The organism is Gryllotalpicola reticulitermitis (assembly GCF_042651345.1).
GTDB classification, from domain to species: domain Bacteria; phylum Actinomycetota; class Actinomycetes; order Actinomycetales; family Microbacteriaceae; genus Gryllotalpicola; species Gryllotalpicola reticulitermitis.
The window spans coordinates 50,741-65,778 of record NZ_JBHSCN010000005.1; the positions used below are offsets into that span (position 1 = coordinate 50,741).

Annotated in this window: 15 protein-coding genes; 9 read left to right on the top strand and 6 right to left on the bottom strand. The window is 69.4% G+C overall.

Annotated features, from left to right (window positions below; genetic code table 11):
- Positions 1–15 precede the first annotated feature (15 nt).
- Together ACFOYW_RS07415 and ACFOYW_RS07420 are read left to right on the top strand one after the other, a co-directional pair.
- Positions 16–1,380: a cystathionine beta-synthase gene (locus ACFOYW_RS07415; protein WP_390228204.1), complete on the top strand. Its 1,365-nt coding sequence runs from the start codon at positions 16–18 to the stop codon at positions 1,378–1,380.
- 23 nt (positions 1,381–1,403) lie between these two features.
- On the top strand, positions 1,404–2,564 hold the full coding sequence (locus tag ACFOYW_RS07420; RefSeq protein ID WP_390228206.1) for a cystathionine gamma-synthase: 1,161 nt from the start codon (positions 1,404–1,406) through the stop codon (positions 2,562–2,564).
- 79 nt (positions 2,565–2,643) lie between these two features.
- On the opposite strand, the gene ACFOYW_RS07425 is transcribed toward ACFOYW_RS07420, so the two are convergent.
- Positions 2,644–3,291 carry a response regulator transcription factor gene (locus ACFOYW_RS07425; protein ID WP_390228207.1) on the bottom strand — a complete coding sequence of 216 codons (648 nt, stop codon included), beginning with the start codon at positions 3,289–3,291 and terminating at the stop codon, positions 2,644–2,646.
- Positions 3,282–4,568, bottom strand: coding sequence for a sensor histidine kinase (locus ACFOYW_RS07430; RefSeq protein WP_390228208.1), 1,287 nt, complete (start codon positions 4,566–4,568; stop codon positions 3,282–3,284). The genes ACFOYW_RS07425 and ACFOYW_RS07430 overlap by 10 nt, the downstream gene beginning before the upstream one ends.
- Positions 4,569–4,710: 142 nt before the next feature.
- Here ACFOYW_RS07430 and ACFOYW_RS07435 point away from each other — a divergent pair, with 142 nt between their 5' ends.
- A complete protein-coding gene (locus tag ACFOYW_RS07435; RefSeq protein ID WP_390228209.1) occupies positions 4,711–5,220 on the top strand; it encodes a hypothetical protein in 510 nt (169 codons plus the stop codon).
- A gap of 9 nt (positions 5,221–5,229) precedes the next feature.
- On the opposite strand, the gene ACFOYW_RS07440 is transcribed toward ACFOYW_RS07435, so the two are convergent.
- Complete coding sequence (locus tag ACFOYW_RS07440; RefSeq protein ID WP_390228211.1) at positions 5,230–5,979, bottom strand: SDR family NAD(P)-dependent oxidoreductase; 750 nt, start codon at positions 5,977–5,979, stop codon at positions 5,230–5,232.
- Between the two features lie 111 nt (positions 5,980–6,090).
- Here ACFOYW_RS07440 and ACFOYW_RS07445 point away from each other — a divergent pair, with 111 nt between their 5' ends.
- The 4 genes from ACFOYW_RS07445 to ACFOYW_RS07460 all read left to right on the top strand — a co-directional run bounded on the left by ACFOYW_RS07445 (position 6,091) and on the right by ACFOYW_RS07460 (position 9,958).
- Positions 6,091–6,672: a TetR/AcrR family transcriptional regulator gene (locus ACFOYW_RS07445; RefSeq protein WP_390228212.1), complete on the top strand. Its 582-nt coding sequence runs from the start codon at positions 6,091–6,093 to the stop codon at positions 6,670–6,672.
- Between the two features lie 219 nt (positions 6,673–6,891).
- Positions 6,892–7,896 carry a cytochrome c oxidase assembly protein gene (locus tag ACFOYW_RS07450; protein ID WP_390228213.1) on the top strand — a complete coding sequence of 335 codons (1,005 nt, stop codon included), beginning with the start codon at positions 6,892–6,894 and terminating at the stop codon, positions 7,894–7,896.
- Entirely contained in the window at positions 7,893–8,741 is an 849-nt protein-coding gene (locus ACFOYW_RS07455) for a cytochrome c biogenesis CcdA family protein (protein ID WP_390228214.1), read from the top strand. Before ACFOYW_RS07450 ends, ACFOYW_RS07455 begins: the two co-directional genes overlap by 4 nt.
- Entirely contained in the window at positions 8,738–9,958 is a 1,221-nt protein-coding gene (locus tag ACFOYW_RS07460) for a redoxin domain-containing protein (RefSeq protein ID WP_390228215.1), read from the top strand. The genes ACFOYW_RS07455 and ACFOYW_RS07460 overlap by 4 nt, the downstream gene beginning before the upstream one ends.
- Before the next feature lie 47 nt (positions 9,959–10,005).
- Here the strand turns inward: ACFOYW_RS07460 and ACFOYW_RS07465 are convergent, their stop codons facing one another.
- The gene (locus ACFOYW_RS07465) at positions 10,006–10,755 is read right to left on the bottom strand and encodes an SDR family NAD(P)-dependent oxidoreductase (protein WP_390228217.1); all 750 of its coding nucleotides are present in this window, start codon (positions 10,753–10,755) and stop codon (positions 10,006–10,008) included.
- Positions 10,756–10,862: 107 nt separating this feature from the next.
- Between ACFOYW_RS07465 and ACFOYW_RS07470 the strand changes: the two genes are divergently transcribed.
- On the top strand, positions 10,863–11,468 hold the full coding sequence (locus ACFOYW_RS07470) for a TetR/AcrR family transcriptional regulator (RefSeq protein ID WP_390228218.1): 606 nt from the start codon (positions 10,863–10,865) through the stop codon (positions 11,466–11,468).
- A 10-nt stretch (positions 11,469–11,478) separates the two neighbouring features.
- Here the strand turns inward: ACFOYW_RS07470 and ACFOYW_RS07475 are convergent, their stop codons facing one another.
- Complete coding sequence (locus ACFOYW_RS07475) at positions 11,479–13,713, bottom strand: transglycosylase domain-containing protein (RefSeq protein WP_390228219.1); 2,235 nt, start codon at positions 13,711–13,713, stop codon at positions 11,479–11,481.
- A 54-nt stretch (positions 13,714–13,767) separates the two neighbouring features.
- Positions 13,768–13,965, bottom strand: a complete 198-nt coding sequence (locus ACFOYW_RS07480; protein ID WP_390228220.1) for a hypothetical protein — start codon at positions 13,963–13,965, stop codon at positions 13,768–13,770.
- Between the two features lie 55 nt (positions 13,966–14,020).
- On the opposite strand from ACFOYW_RS07480, the gene ACFOYW_RS07485 reads away from it, so the two are divergent.
- Complete coding sequence (locus ACFOYW_RS07485) at positions 14,021–14,944, top strand: LysR family transcriptional regulator (RefSeq protein WP_390228221.1); 924 nt, start codon at positions 14,021–14,023, stop codon at positions 14,942–14,944.
- Positions 14,945–15,038: the final 94 nt, after the last annotated feature.

The following is a 15,038-nucleotide window of genomic DNA, read 5'->3' on the forward strand; positions in this document are numbered from 1 at the left end:
CCTAGGCTGGCTATCGTGCGCGTCGCGAACACCGTCACCGATCTCATCGGAAACACACCGCTCGTCCGGCTGAACCGCGTGACCGAAGGCATCGCCGCCACGGTGCTCGCGAAGGTCGAGTACTTCAACCCGGGGGGGTCGGCCAAAGACCGCATCGCCGAGCGCATCATCGATGCCGCCGAGCGCGACGGCCTCCTCGGCCCCGGCGGCACCATCGTCGAGCCGACGAGCGGCAACACAGGCGTCGGCCTCGCGCTCGTCGCGCAGCAGCGCGGCTACCGCTGCGTCTTCGTGCTGCCCGACAAAGTCGGTGAGGACAAGAGGTCGGTGCTCACCGCGTACGGCGCGGAGATCATCGTCACGCCGACCTCGGTCGCGCCGGAAGACCCCGACTCGTACTACTCGGTGAGCGATCGGCTCGCAGCCGAGATCCCCGGTGCGTTCAAGCCGAACCAGTACGCGAACCCGAACGGCCCGCGCAGCCACTACGAGACCACGGGCCCCGAGATCTGGCGCGACACCGACGGAACGGTGACCCACTTCGTCGCGGGAGTCGGCACCGGCGGCACCATCACCGGCACCGGCCGCTACCTCAAGGAAGTGTCGAACGGCGGCGTCACCGTGATCGGCGCCGACCCCGTCGGCTCCGTGTACTCGGGCGGCAGCGGGCGCCCCTACCTCGTCGAGGGCGTCGGCGAGGACATGTGGCCGCCGGCGTACGACCCCTCGATCCCGGACCAGATCATCGCGGTCAGCGACCGCGAGTCGTTCGAGATGACCCGGCGCCTCGCCCGCGAGGAAGGGCTGCTCGTCGGCGGATCGAGCGGCATGGCGGTCGTTGCGGCGCTGAAGGCCGCAGCGTCGCTCAGCGCCGACGACACGGTCGTCGTGCTGCTGCCCGACGGCGGTCGCGGCTACCTGGGCAAGATCTTCAACGACGCGTGGCTGCGCTCCTACGGGTTCAGCGAGCCGCCCACCGAGCAGACCGTGCGCGACCTCATCGCCAGCAAGTCGGGGGAGCTGCCCGCGCTCGTGCACGTGCACCCGAAGGACACGGTGCACGACGCGATCAGCATCATGAACGAGTACGGCGTCTCGCAGCTGCCGGTGCTGTCGGCCGAGCCGCCGGTCGTGATCGGCGAGGTCGTCGGGTCACTCGACGAGCGCACGCTGCTCGACCAGGTCTTCACGGGCCGGGCGGCGCTCGGAGACGAGGTGCGATCGGCCGTGTCCGACCCGCTGCCGCTGATCGGCATCAACGAGACGGTTGCGGTGGCGCGTGAGCGGCTCGGCGAAGCGCCCGCGCTGCTGATCACGGATGCCGGCGCGCCGGTGACCGTGCTGACCCGCGCCGATCTGCTGACCTACCTCAGCAAGTAGTAGCGACTTTTTGGAGAGAGCAGATGAGTGACGGATTCGCCACCCGGGCGATTCACGCGGGCCAGGAGTTCGACCCCACCACCGGCGCGGTCGTCCCGCCCGTGTACCTGACGTCGACGTTCGTGCAAGACGGCGTCGGCGGGCTGCGGGGCGGCTACGAGTACGGCCGCAGCGGCAACCCGACGCGCAACGTGCTGCAGGACCAGCTCGCGGCGCTGGAGGGAGGCATCCGTGCCCTCTCGTTCGCCTCGGGGCTCGCCGCGGAAGACGCCGTTCTGCGCGCCGCGCTGCGCCCCGGCGACCACGTCGTGCTCGGCAACGACGCATACGGCGGCACGCATCGCCTGATCAGCCGTATTTTCGGTGCGTGGGGAGTCGAGCTCACGACGGTCGACTTCACCGACGCGGATGCCGTGCGTGCCGCGCTTTCGCACGCGAACACCCGACTCGTCTGGGTCGAAACGCCGAGCAACCCGCTGATGAAGATCAGCGATATCGCCGCGCTCGCCGAGCTCGCTCACGAGGCGGGTGCGATCGCCGTGGTCGACAACACCTTCGCGAGCCCTGCGCTTCAGCGGCCGATCTCGCTCGGTGCCGATCTCGTCGTTCACTCGACGACGAAGTACCTCGGCGGGCACTCCGATGTGATCGGCGGTGCCGTCGTGATCGCGCCGGGTCAGGAGGAACTGGGCGAGAAGATCGCGTTCCAGCAGTTCGCGGTCGGGGCCGTCTCCGGGCCCCTCGACGCGTTCCTCACGACGCGCGGCATCAAGACGCTCGAGCTGCGGATGCGGCAGCATTCCGCCAACGCGCAGGCGGTCGCCGAGGCGCTCGTCGGCAACCCCGCGATCGAGCGCGTCTACTACCCGGGTCTGCCGACCCACCCGGGCCACGAACTCGCCACGCGGCAGATGTCCGGCTTCGGCGGCATGCTGTCGGTCGCCGTAGCCGGCGGCGCGGCATCCGCTCGCGTCTTCGCCGAGTCGACCCGAATCTTCCAGCTCGCCGAGTCGCTCGGCGGCGTCGAGTCGCTGATCGGCTACCCGAGCGAGATGACCCACGCCTCGGTGAAGGGCACGCCGCTCGCGGTCCCTGAGAACATCGTGCGCCTCTCGGTCGGTGTCGAGAGCGTCGACGACCTCGTCGCCGACGTGCTGCAGGCCCTGGCTCGAGCATCCGCCTGACGCCCGCGCGGTCCGCTGAGCGTGCTTGGGCACCCTGGCCGCGCAGTGAGACCTGGCGCATCCGCAGGGCCTCGGCCGCTCACTGCACGGCGTCGAGGAACGTGAGGACGGCGAGTACGCGGCGATTGTTGTTGTCGTCGGTCGCGATCCCGAGTTTGGCGAAGATCGAGGTCGTGTGCTTGCTCACGGCCCCTTCGCTGAGGTAGAGCCGCCGCGCGATGGCTTGGTTCGAGAGGCCTTCGGCCATGAGCGAGATGATCTCCCGTTCGCGGTCGGTCAGCGTCGTCAGCGGCGAGGCGGTGGGCGCGGCCATGAGCCTGGCGACGACGGCGGGGTCGAGGGATGTCCCGCCGCCGGCGACACGTTCGACGGCGTCGATGAACTGATCCGCGTCGAACACGCGGTCCTTGAGGAGATAGCCGATGCCGCCGCGTCCGTCGGCGAGCAGTTCGCGGGCGTAGAGCTGCTCGACGTGCTGCGACAGCACGAGCACGGGCAGGCCGGGTTGGGCGCGCCGCGCTTCGAGCGCCGCCTGCAGGCCTTCATCACTGAAGGTGGGCGGCATCCTCACGTCGATCACGGCGACGTCCGGGCGCAGCTCGGCCAGGGCCCGTCGGGTTGCGGGGCCGTCCCCGACGGCGGCGACGACCTCGTGCCCGTAGGCCTCGAGAAGCCGGACCAAGCCGTCCCGCAGGAGGTACAGGTCTTCTGCGACGACTACGCGCATGGCACGTCCACTGCAATGAGGGTCGGGCCGCCGGTCGGGCTGTCGACGCGGACGGTTCCGTCGAACGCACGAACGCGCGCGATGACGCCGTCGAGCCCGCCCAGCGGTGTGACTCGTGCGCCCCCGCGCCCGTCGTCTCTGACATCGACGTAGAGGTTGGCGCCTCGGCGGCCGACCGTGATCTCGATGCTGGTCGCCCGCGCGTGCTTGACGGCGTTGGTGACGAGTTCCGCCGTCGTGAAGTATAGGGCCGACTCGATCGGCGTCTCCGCGCGTCCCTCGAAAGTCGAGGTGACGGTGGTGCGGATCGGCGCGTCCAGGGCGAGCTGCCGGAGAGCGTCGACAAGCCCGCGCTCCAGCAGCACGGGCGGGACGATGCCGTGCACCAGCTCGCGAAGCTCGCGGACAGCGACGAGCGAGCTCTCGCGGGCCTGCTTCAGAACCTGCTTGGCCGCCTCCGGGTCGGTGTCTACGAGGCGCTCGGCGGCGCCGAGGGAGAGCCCGATCGCGACGAGGCGCGCTTGGGCGCCGTCGTGCAGGTTGCGCTCGATGCGACGCAGCTCGGCGTCCTGTGCCTGGGTCAGATCCGCGCGGCCCTGCACCAGGGCGGCGACCCGTGCGGTCAGCCGGCTGGACGGGGAGGGGCCGAGAAGGCGGCGCGCGAGCGGCGCGGTCGGGCGCCAGCACAGGGGCAGCAGGAGCGCTCCGAGCACGATCGCGGCCGCGGCGAGGCCGCGCGCCGGCGCCGCGCTGCGGAGCGGTGTCGCGCCAGGCGTTGCGAGCGTGATGATCGCCGCCCCGATGCAGGCGAGCGGAATCGCTGCCAGGGCGCCGACTGTGAGGGGCGAGACGACCAACCAGCTCGCCTCCCGCCAGAACGCGGGCTCTCGCAGGCGCGTCTGCAGCCACCGCTGAATCACGGACACCGATCGCAGCCGCTGGTAGTCGTAGCCGTTCCACCAGTACCCCGTCGCCATGCGCGTCACGGCCACGGAATCGGGAAGGCCGCCGGGGACCTCGACCCCGGTCCAGCGCGTGACGAGCGTCCGCATCGCCCGGCAGATCGGACGGGTCGCTACGGCGAGGCTCACCACCACGACGCCGAAGACACACCAGGCGGCGCCGACCGCGTCGTCGATCACGGTGAAGAAGAAGATCCCGGCGGCCACCCAGAGGGCCGGCACTGCCCCCGCCAGCACAACGACGAGCACCGAGCGCATGAGCCCCTGGCCGAGCAGTCGCGCCACCGCGACGCACTGCCCGAGGAACCCAGCCATGTCCCTATTGTTCCGGCCGCTCACCGGTGATGCGGTCGCGGTGCGGAAACTGTGGGTCCAGGCCCACCCCTGGCCGGGGTCCAGCCGGATTCTCGCGACGCCGCGCCGTTCCTAGCGTCGTTGGTAAGCGAAAGGACTTCACATGCGATTCAACATTCTCGACCTGTTCAACCCCCTCAGCATCTTCAAACTGTTCCGCCGCGGCACCGGCGGAACCGTGCCCGAACAGCGGATGCAGGCGCCCGAGGTGCGCCGCGCATTCCGCACTCTGAGGGGCTGGGCGCTGACCTACCTGATCACCGCGGCGCTCGCACTGGTCGCCTCGTTCGTCATTCCCCACGCGAGCACCGGCGGCACCATTGGGGTTTGGATCCGCTGTGGCGTCGTCGTCCTGATCTCCGCGATCATCTACGCGCTGTCCCTTCGCGCCCAGCGCGGCCACCGGAGCTCATACCGGACTCTGCGGGTGTTCGCGTGGCTCGAGTCGATCGGGTGCATTCTCGTCGCCCTCATCGTCCCCGGTTACCCGATCTGGCTGCGCGCTGCGACGATCGTGATCGGCGTGTTCGCGGTCGGAACGGCAGTGACGGCGGGGAGCCGCAGAATCCGCCGGGCGTTCGAACTGAGCCCGGCCATCACAGAGGGGCGCTGAGCGGCGCGGTTACGCGCCGACCACCGCGACGCCGATCCGGCCGCCGTCGACGTCGATGACCGTCCCATGAACGAAGCTGCTCTCGTCGCTCGCGAGGTAGACGGCGGCGGCCGCGACGGCATCGGGTCGCCCGCTGGCGCCGGCCGGTGTTCCGCGCATGAGGCGCTCGCCCCGTTCCTCGGCGTCCGGCGCGGTCTCGCGGATGACACCGGGGGCGATCGCGTTGACGTTCAGGCCGGCGGGGCCGAACTCGGCGGCCCACGCGCGGGTCATCGTCTCGACCGCACCCTTGGAGGCGGCGTACATCGCGGTGCCGGGGATCCCGAGGCGAGCGCCCCAGGAGCCCATGTTGATGATCGCGCCCCCGCCGCTCGCGATCATCTTCGGCGCGAGCGCGGCGACCAGGAAGAAGGGCGCCTTGACATTGACCGCGAACACGCGGTCGAAGACATCCGGCTCGATGTCGACCGTGCGGCCCCCGGGGAAGATCCCGGCGTTGTTCACCAGGACATCGAGGTGCCCGTCCAGCAGGCCGAGCGCCGCGGCGGCGAGTTCATCGGATCGTTCTCTCGAGCCGTCGAGATCGACCGGGACGAAGTCGGCCTGGCCCCCTGCATCACGGATCCGCCGCACGACCTGCCCGCCGCGCTCCGCTGATCGGCCGGAGACGATGACGTGCGCGCCCTCGGCGGCGAACCTCTCCGCGATCGCGGCGCCGATGTTGCTCGTCGACCCGGTGACGAGCGCCGTCTTGCCCATGAGCCGATCCATTTCCCCAGTACCCGTGCCCTTCGCTAAGCTGAAACGGACGGTGCGTCCGCCCGTTTGACGATACGGACGCTACGTCCGCTTGTCAACGGAAGGACGACGATGACCGCCGAGCCAGGCATCCGTGCCGATGTGCGACGAAACCGCGCGGCTCTTCTCGAGGCCGGCCGCGCGCTGTTCGAGCGTGACGGCGCCGACATGGTCTTCGAGGACGTCGCGCGCTCTGCCGGCGTCGGCAAGGGGACCCTCTACCGCCACTTCCCGACCCGCGACCACCTCGTCGCAGCCCTGCTCGTCGCGACCTTCGAGCACCTCGCCGAGGCTGCCGACGAGCTGCGCGAGCAGCGCGAACCGTGGGAGGCGTACGCGAGCTGGCTCGCGCTGTTCGATCGGATGCCTGCGCCCTACCGCGGCCTGCAGGCGCGACTCGTGGCGGCTCTCCAGGACGATGCATCCGTCATCGCGGTCGCGTGCCAGCCGATGAAGGACGCCTTCGGGCGACTGTTCGCGCGAGTACAGGAAGCCGGCCTTGTGCGTGCCGACCTCCGCGCGGCCGATCTGCTGTCCGTCGTGTCCGGGCTGCCCCAGGGGTTGCGAACGCCGGACGCGCCCCACCCTTACCTGCCGGTGATCCTCGACGGCACTCGGGCGCGGAGTTCCCCGGGCTCGCTCTCACGCGGCTGACGGCCACGGGTGTTTCATACCGTTGACAGAGCGAACGTTGCACGGGCGCAACTATCGTCCGAATACATCCCGCAGTGCCCTGAGCTCTCCATTCGAAGGGACCATCCATGACCATGCCGTCATCGGCCCCGTCTGAGGAGCTGCTGACGGCGTCGCGTTCTCCTCTCGCGATCATCGCGCGTTCCGGCGTCGGCGACCTCCTTCCTCTTGGGCTCTGACATGCGCATGCCCGCCGGCCCCCGCATGGGCGGCCTGATGTGGATGCCGACGCAGGCGCCGACCTTTCCCCGCGTCATCGCGTGGCACCCGCAGCCGATCCCGATCTTCCCTTTATTCGGCCTCGCGCTCCTCGTCGCGTACCTCGTGGGGGTCATCGTGCTGCGCCGTCGCGGCGACCGCTGGCCCATCGGCCGCATCCTGTGGTGGGTCGCCGGCGTGTTCACGATCGAGGCGATGACTGTGACCGCCGTCGACGGCTACGGCATGGAGCTGTTCAGCATCCACATGATCCAGCACATGGTGATCGGCATGCTGACGCCGATCCTGCTGACTCTCGGAGCCCCGATGACCCTGCTGCTGCGCGCCCTTCCGGCGAAGCACGGCTCGCGGCGCAGCGCTCGCGGTGTGGTGCTCGCGATCATCCATTCGCGCGTCGTGCAGGTCATCGCGAACCCCGTCGTCACGGTGATGCTCTTCCTGCTGAGCCTCTACGGCCTGTACTTCACGCCGGCGTTCGACTGGTTGATGAGCACCATGTGGGGCCACAACCTGATGCTGTTCCACTTCCTCGCGATCGGCATGCTCTATTTCTGGGGCGTCATGGGCGTCGACCCGAGCCCCCGGCGCGGCGGCGGCTTCATGGGCACCTTCGCGAAGCCCGTGATCCGTGTCTCCGAGCTCGCGGCGACGGTGCCGTTCCACGCTTTCTTCGGCATCGTCATCATGATGGCGAGCTCGCTGATCGTGAACTTCTACGCGCATCCGTACGCGTCCTGGCACGTCTCGCCGCTCAGTGACCAGCAGACCGCGGGCGGCATCGCCTGGGGGTTCACCGAGCTGCCGACGCTGCTCGTGCTCGGCGTGCTGTTCTTCCAGTGGCAGCGATCGGACGCCCGGCACGCGCGCTCCGCAGACCGCAAGGTCGCACGCTTCGGTGACGTCGAGCTCGAGCAGTACAACGCCCAGCTCGCCGCCCTCGCAGCGCGCGATGAGGACCGAGCGTGAACAGCGCCGTCACCTATGCGTTCACGCTCGGCCTGGTCGGGCTGCTGAACCCGTGCGGTTTTCCTCTGCTGCCCGCGTATCTCGCGTTCTTCGTCGGCGACGAGCGGCGGGCATGGGCGCCGCGCCTCGGGCGCGGGTTGACGGCGGGCGGATGCCTGACGCTCGGCTTCCTGATCGTCTTCGGTGCGCTCGGCCTCGCCGCGACCGCGGCCCTCTCCGTCGTCGCGGCGGTGGTGCCCTGGGTGATGGTCGCGGCCGGTCTCGCGATGGTCGTCTTCGGGGTGCTTGCGGCTGCCGGGCGCACCCCGCGCCTGCGAGTTCCCGCTCTGCGCTTCGCGAGCGGCGCAGGAGCGCCCGCGATGATCGGTTTCGGCGCGGCGTATGCGCTCGGATCCCTCAGCTGCTCGCTGCCGCTCTTCGTCGCCGGCGTTTCCGGCGCGCTCGCGGGCGGCTCGGCCGCCGCTGGTTTCGGCGCGTTCCTCGCGTACGCCGTCGGCATGGGGCTGTTCGCGACCGGTGCGTCGGTCGTCGCGGCCCTCGTGGGCGCGGGCGCGGTGCGTGCCCTGCGGGGAGCCGCTCGCGTGCTGCCCCGCGCGGCCGGCGCGCTCTGCGCGATCGTCGGCGTGTACCTCACGCTCTATTGGGTGCGCGAGCTCGCAGCGCCCGGCGTCCGACTGCCCGTGATCGCCGGGGCGCAGGCGGCGCAGGCATCCGTCGCCTCCTGGCTCAGCCAGGCCGCGCTGCCCGTTGCCGCCGCGCTCGGTGCGATCGTCGTCGCCGGCTTCGTCGCTCTCGCGCTGGTCGCCCAGAAATCGCAGCACGCTCACAGGGAGGCATCTCGATGACTGATCACCCGCAGCGACCGCCGCGCCGCAACGCCTGGATGCTCTGGACAGGCGCGGGCGTCGTGCTCGCCCTGGTCGCCGTCCTGATCATCGTCGCCATGACCGGCGCCGGCTCGGCGGGTGCCGCGTCGTCCGGCGGCGATGACTATCTGCGCGCGGGCCTCAACAAGCCCACCGCCGACCTCCTGGCTCTCGACCCGATGACCGACGAGGGCACGGTGAAGGCGCCGACGGTCGACCTCACCGACGAGAACGGCGCACCGCTCACGCTCGCGCAGTTCCGCGGCAAGGTCGCGATCGTGACCGTCAACGACGACAGATGCACCGATGAGTGCGCCCTGTTCGCGCAGGACATCCAAGCGGCGGACAAGGACCTCACGGCTGCGGAGCGCGCCGACATCGCCTTCGTCTCGATCAACGCGAACCCGTACTACCCGACGCCCGCCGATGAGCTGGCGTGGAGCACCCAGCACGGCCTGTCATCGCTGAGCAACTGGCATTACGGCACCGGCACGCCGGCCCAGCTGTCGAAGACCTGGAACGCGTGGGGCGAGCCCGTCGAGCTCGACGCGAAGACGCGCACCGTGCAGCACGGAACCGACATCTTCGTCGTCGGACCGAACGGCGACGAAGTCGACCTCGCGCAGTTCGGCGACGGGTCCGCAGACACCGCGCCGTTCGGGCACGGTCTCGCCCAGCTCGCCGTCGACGCGCTGCCCTCTTCGGAGCGTGGCCACGTCGCCGGCAGCGACCTGCCCGCGCCGCTCCCCGGGGGCACTGGCGTCGGCGACACGCCGCCAGCGGTGACGCTCCCGAAGTTGACCGGCGCCGGCACGGTCTCGACGTCATCCGATCGCGGCAAATACACGGTCCTCAACTTCTGGGCCAGCAGCTGCTCGGCGTGCACCACCGAGATGCCGGACTTCGAGCGCGAATACAGCGAGCTGGGCGGGAAGGTGGCGTTCCTCGGCGTCGACGTGAGCGACGCGACGGATGCTGCGCGCACCTTCGCCGCAAAATACGGCGTCAGCTACCCGCTTGTCAGCGACACCAAGGGTGCGACCGCCGGCCGCTTCCGAGTGACCGGGCTGCCGTACACGGTGATCCTGTCGCCGACCGGAAAGGTGCTCATCAGGCACCCCGGCGCCTTCACTCACGACGAGCTCGACTTCGTCCTGGACGACCTCGACACGTCGCTGCCGCCGACCACGAGCTGACGCGGGGCCCTGCTCGCGTCATACGCGGCCGAACGGTCGCTCGCGTCTCAGACCTGGGCGACGCCGCCGTCGACGAAGAGTTCGATGCCGTTGACGAAGCTGGACTGATCGGATGCCAGGAACAGGGCCGCGTTGGCGATCTCCTCGGGCTTCCCGACACGGCCGAGGGGGATCTCGGCGGCGAAGTTGTCGAGCAGAGCCTGCCGGTGCTCGGGCGCCGCCAGGCCGACGAGTCCAGGGGTCTCGGTCGGTCCGGGGGCCAGGACGTTGACGCGGATGTTGCGGCCCTTCAGGTCGATGATCCAGCCGCGGGCGAGGCTGCGGATCGCCGCCTTGCTGGCGGCGTACACGCTGAACGCGGGGGAGCCGGTGATCGAGGTGGTCGAGCCGGTCAGGACGACAGCGGCGCCGTCCACGAGCAGCGGCAGTGCCTTCTGCACGGTGAACAGGGTGCCTTTGACGTTGACGTCGAAGGTGTTGTCGTACTGCTCCTCGGTGATCGCCCCGAGTGGCGCGGTCGAGCCCGAGCCGGCGTTCGCGACGAGAACGTCGAGCCTGCCCGACTGGCGGGCGATCGTGTCGAAGAGTCCGTCGAGGGAGCCGAGATCTGAGGCATCCGTTCGCACCGCCGTCGCATTCGAGCCGAGCTGCGCCGCTGCGGCTTCCAGCTCGGGAAGCCTGCGCCCGGTGATGTAGACGTGCGCCCCTTCGTCGACGAACTTCTGCGCGATAGCCAGACCGATGCCGCTGTTGGCGCCGGTGACGAGCGCCACCTTCCCCTCGAGTACGTGTGCCATCTCGATAATCCTCACTGTCTGCGGTGAAGCCCGGCCGTTATGGACTGGACATTCCATAACGCTAGACCATTATGGATCGATCGGTCAAAAACTGCTATTCTGGGAGCATGCCGCGACCGAGGAGCTTCGACGAGACCGAGACGCTGCGCGCGGTGCGCGACCGGTTCTGGTCGACCGGTTACGCCGGCACGAGCGTCGACGACATCAGCACGGCGACGGGGCTCGGCAAGGGCAGCCTGTACGGCGCGTTCGGCGACAAGCACCAGCTGTTCGTGCGCGTGTTCGGCGACTACTGCACCGAGACGATCGACGGCGTCCGCGCCGCTCTCGACGGCCCCGAAGAGACCGCGTTCGACCGGTTGCGGGCACACGTGCGTGACATCGCAGCGGGCACCGCCGCCGATGTCGACCGACGCGGATGCCTGCTCGCCAAAGGCACGGCGGAGCTCGCCGAGACGGACGCGACCATCGCTGCGCGCGCGGCCGAGGCATTCGACGACTACGAGGCGCTGGTCCTGCGCTGCATCGAACAGGCCCAGGCACACGGGGACATCGACCCCGCCGCTGACGCCGACCAGCTCGCATTGCTTCTGCTCGCGGTGCTCAGGGGCATCGAAGCCCTGGGCAAGGCGGGGCGGTCACCGCAGGCGCTGGATCAGATCGCCGAGGGCGCTCTGGCCGTGCTGCCCAGGGGCGCCAGGAGCATCGCGTAACGCTGGGCGATCAGTGCGTCGCTGTCGACGTGGGGGTCGACGTGGGGGTCGGCGCAGGCGTCGTTGAGCTTTTCGGCGCGGGGGAGGACGGCGAGGCCGTCGTCGGGTTCGACGCATGGGCCGGCGAAGGCGCGGTTCCGACCAACGCCGGCTCCGGGTCGGGAAGGGCGCTGCCGCCGAGCTTCGCGTCGAGGGCCGGAAGGAGTGCCTTGCCGATCGCGAATTTAGCGTCGTACCCGGTGGTGCCGCCGAGCATCGGCCAATTGGTCAGGTCGACCTGTCCCTTGACATTGCCGACCCAGGTGGCGTTCGTGTAGTTCGTCGTCGAGGCGATGAGCCAGTTCTGTTCGTCGTAGTCGGTGGTGCCGGTCTTCGCGAAGTGCGGAATGCCGTCGTACGGGTTCGCGGTGGCGCCGGTGCCGCCAGGTTCGAGCACGCCTCTCAGCGCGTACTGCACCCCGGCGGCGATGTTCGCCGGGATCGCCTGGGTGCACTTCGACGGGGTGAAGGAGACGGACTTGCCTTTGGCGTTGACGATCTTGCTGACCGCCACCGGCGTGCAAACGGTGCCGTTGTCGGCGAATCCGGCGTAGGCCCCGGCCATGGTCAGCGGGGAGATCGCGTTCACGCCGAGGATCATCGACGGGAACTCCTGGAACGTGCCCGACGGGTCGGCGAGGTGGACGCCCATGGCCTTGGCCGCGTCGTAGATGCTGCACAGGTCGAGCTGGGTGCCCATCTGCGCGAAGGCGGTGTTGACGGACTGCGCGGTGGCTTGCAGCACGGTGAGCTCCGGAGCGGCCGGATCGGCGTTGCTGATCTGCCATTCCCCGCCGCCGATGTCCTCGCAACTGTTCGTGAAGTCCGAGAACGGGAACTGGTGCTGCGCGGTCGAAACGGCCTGTTCGAGAGTGTGGCCCGCCTCCAACCATGCGGCGAGGGTGAAGGCCTTGAAGGTGGATCCGGTCTGGAATCCGGTGGAGCCGCCGAACTGTTTGTCGGTGTTGTAGTTGACGGAGGTCTGTCCTGCGCTCCCGCTGTTGCTGTAGCCGGTGTTCTGCACCATCGTGATGATGCGACCGGTGCCGGGTTGCACGGTGATGTTGGTGCCGCCCAGGTCCACGCCGGGTTCGGTGGCCGGTACGTAGCCGCTCAGCGCCGCTTGTGCGCTCGACTGCAGTCCGAGGCGCAGTGGCGTGTAGATCTTCAGGCCCTCTGTGTCGAGTGCCGTGATCCGGTCCGCGCTGGTCTTGCCGAAGGCGGGGTCGTTCTCGAGTTCGTCTCGCACGTACGAGCAGTAGTACGCGGCGTCATACGTCGCGGCGGCTGCGCACCCCGAGGTCAGTGGCGTGACTCTTGGCGAAATCGGCGCCTTCTCGGCGCCGTTGCGCTCGGCAAGGGTGATCGAGTGATGCAGATACATTCGCTGCAGGACGTAGTTCCGGCGACGCAGGGTCAGTTGATAGCCGTTGGCCGCCCCATTGGCGGAATTCTTCGGTTCGTCGATGCGCAGGTTCGACGGGTTGTTCAAGATCGCCACCAGGGTCGCAGCCTCCGGCAGCGTCAGGTGTGCGGCGTCAGTATCGAAGTAGTACTCGGCACCGGCCTGCACGCCATACGTGGTGCCGCCGAGGCCGACGATGTTGAGGTACCCGGTGAGGATCTGCGACTTGGTGTAGGTCTTGCTGAGCGCTGAGGCGTATCGGATCTCCTGCAGCTTGCGTGCGGGCGTCACACCGGCGGCCTTCTGGTAGCAGGCCCTGAGCTGACTCGTGCTGGAGGGGCTCTCGCACTGCTGTACGAGGACGTTCTTCACGTACTGCTGCGTGATGGAGGACCCGCCCTGGACGTCGTCGCCGTGCCCGAGCGCGGTGGCCAGCGCGCCGCGGAGCGTGCCGATGACGTCGACCCCGCCTTCGGAGTAGAACCGAGGGTCTTCCGTGTCGACGGCGGCGGCCTTCACCCACGACGACATCTGGCCGGCGGTCACGTCCACGCGGTCCTCGGCATAGAACGACGCGATCGGGACCGCCCGGCCTGCTTTCGTCGCGTACAGCGTGCTCACCTGTTGCGGCGTGTCGATCTGGAGATAGTTCGGCAACGCGAAATACGTCTTCATCGCCCCGTCTGATCCCTCCGCGGCGATCGCGGCGAACGGCGCCACCAGCGCCGCGACCAGGACCCCTGCGACGGCACTCGTCGCCACGAAGACCACGAGCACCGTCATCCGCCTCAGCACGCGCATGTTCCCCTCCATCCGCCCATGCGCCCGGGCGAAAGTCGCCGCAGGCGTCGTTGCTCAGCCGTCGAGCCCCCGAGTGAGCAGCCGGACTCCCACTCGCGTGAGGATGACGGCCGCAATGACCAGCGCCGGAACGACCAGGAACAGCCACCCCCATGCCGTCTGCGCCACGATCACCACGAGGCTGATCCCGCCGCCGAAGACGACGGCCAGGAGCACGAGCCCCGCCAGAGCGAAGGCGACACGCTTGATCATCGACACGGTTCCTCTCGCGGGCCCCATGTGACTCCGCTGGGATTAGGCTACAGGGATGCAGACCCAAGCTGACCTTGTGGCACGAAGCGCAGATCTGGTCACCCTTCAGCTGCTGACGGCGATCGCCCGCACCGGCTCGATCACCGCGGCCGGGGCGCAGCTCGGCATGACGCAGCAGGGCGCATCGGCGCGCGTGCGGATGCTCGAGGAAGCGCTTGAGCTGCCGCTGCTCGCGCGCGGGCGCCGCGGGTCCTCTTTGACGACCGAGGGGTCGACGGTCGCCATGTGGGCCGCGCAGGTGACGGAGGCCGCCGACCGGTTCGTCGTAGCGGCCGAGGCAATTCGCGGCGGGGCCGAACCGTTCACGATCGCCTCGAGCATGACGATCTCTGAGTTCTTCCTGCCGCGATGGCTGCTCTCTCTGCGGGAACGGGCGGACATCATCGGCCAGCTGAGCGTCACGTCCGTCAACAGCGACCGGGTGGTTGAGCTCGTGCGCGCCGGTGAGGCGCGAATCGGCTTCATCGAATCCCCGGCACCGCCGTCCGGGCTGACGGCGCTCACCGTCGCCCGGGACGAGCTGGTGGTCGTCGTCGCGCCGCGGCATCGGTGGGCGCGGTTGCGGGAGATCGGGCCGACCGAATTCGCCCGCACCCCGTCGCTCGTGCGCGAGCGCGGCTCGGGGGCGCGTCTTGCCGTGGAAGAGGTCCTCTCCCGAGCCGGTCTCACGGCGGCGGAGCCGCTGGTAGAGCTTCCGACGAACTCCGCGGTGCGCAGCGCAGTGGCAGACGGCGTCGGCGCGGCCGTGCTCAGCGTGATCAACGTGCGCGATGACGTGGCTGCAGGGCGTCTCGTGCGCGTGCGCGTGCGCGGGCTGCGGTTCCCGCGCGAGCTGCGAGCCGTCTACCGCCCTGGCGCCGAGCGTGACGGCGTGGTCTCGGCGATTCTCAGCGCCGCGGCACGGCATCCGGAGGTGTGACGACTGTTCGCGCGCCGGCCGCGGCGCGTTCATCCGCGTGACCATGCCGGGCGGATTCACCTGCTGTTTACCTTCTTAATCACCCCCGGTCAAA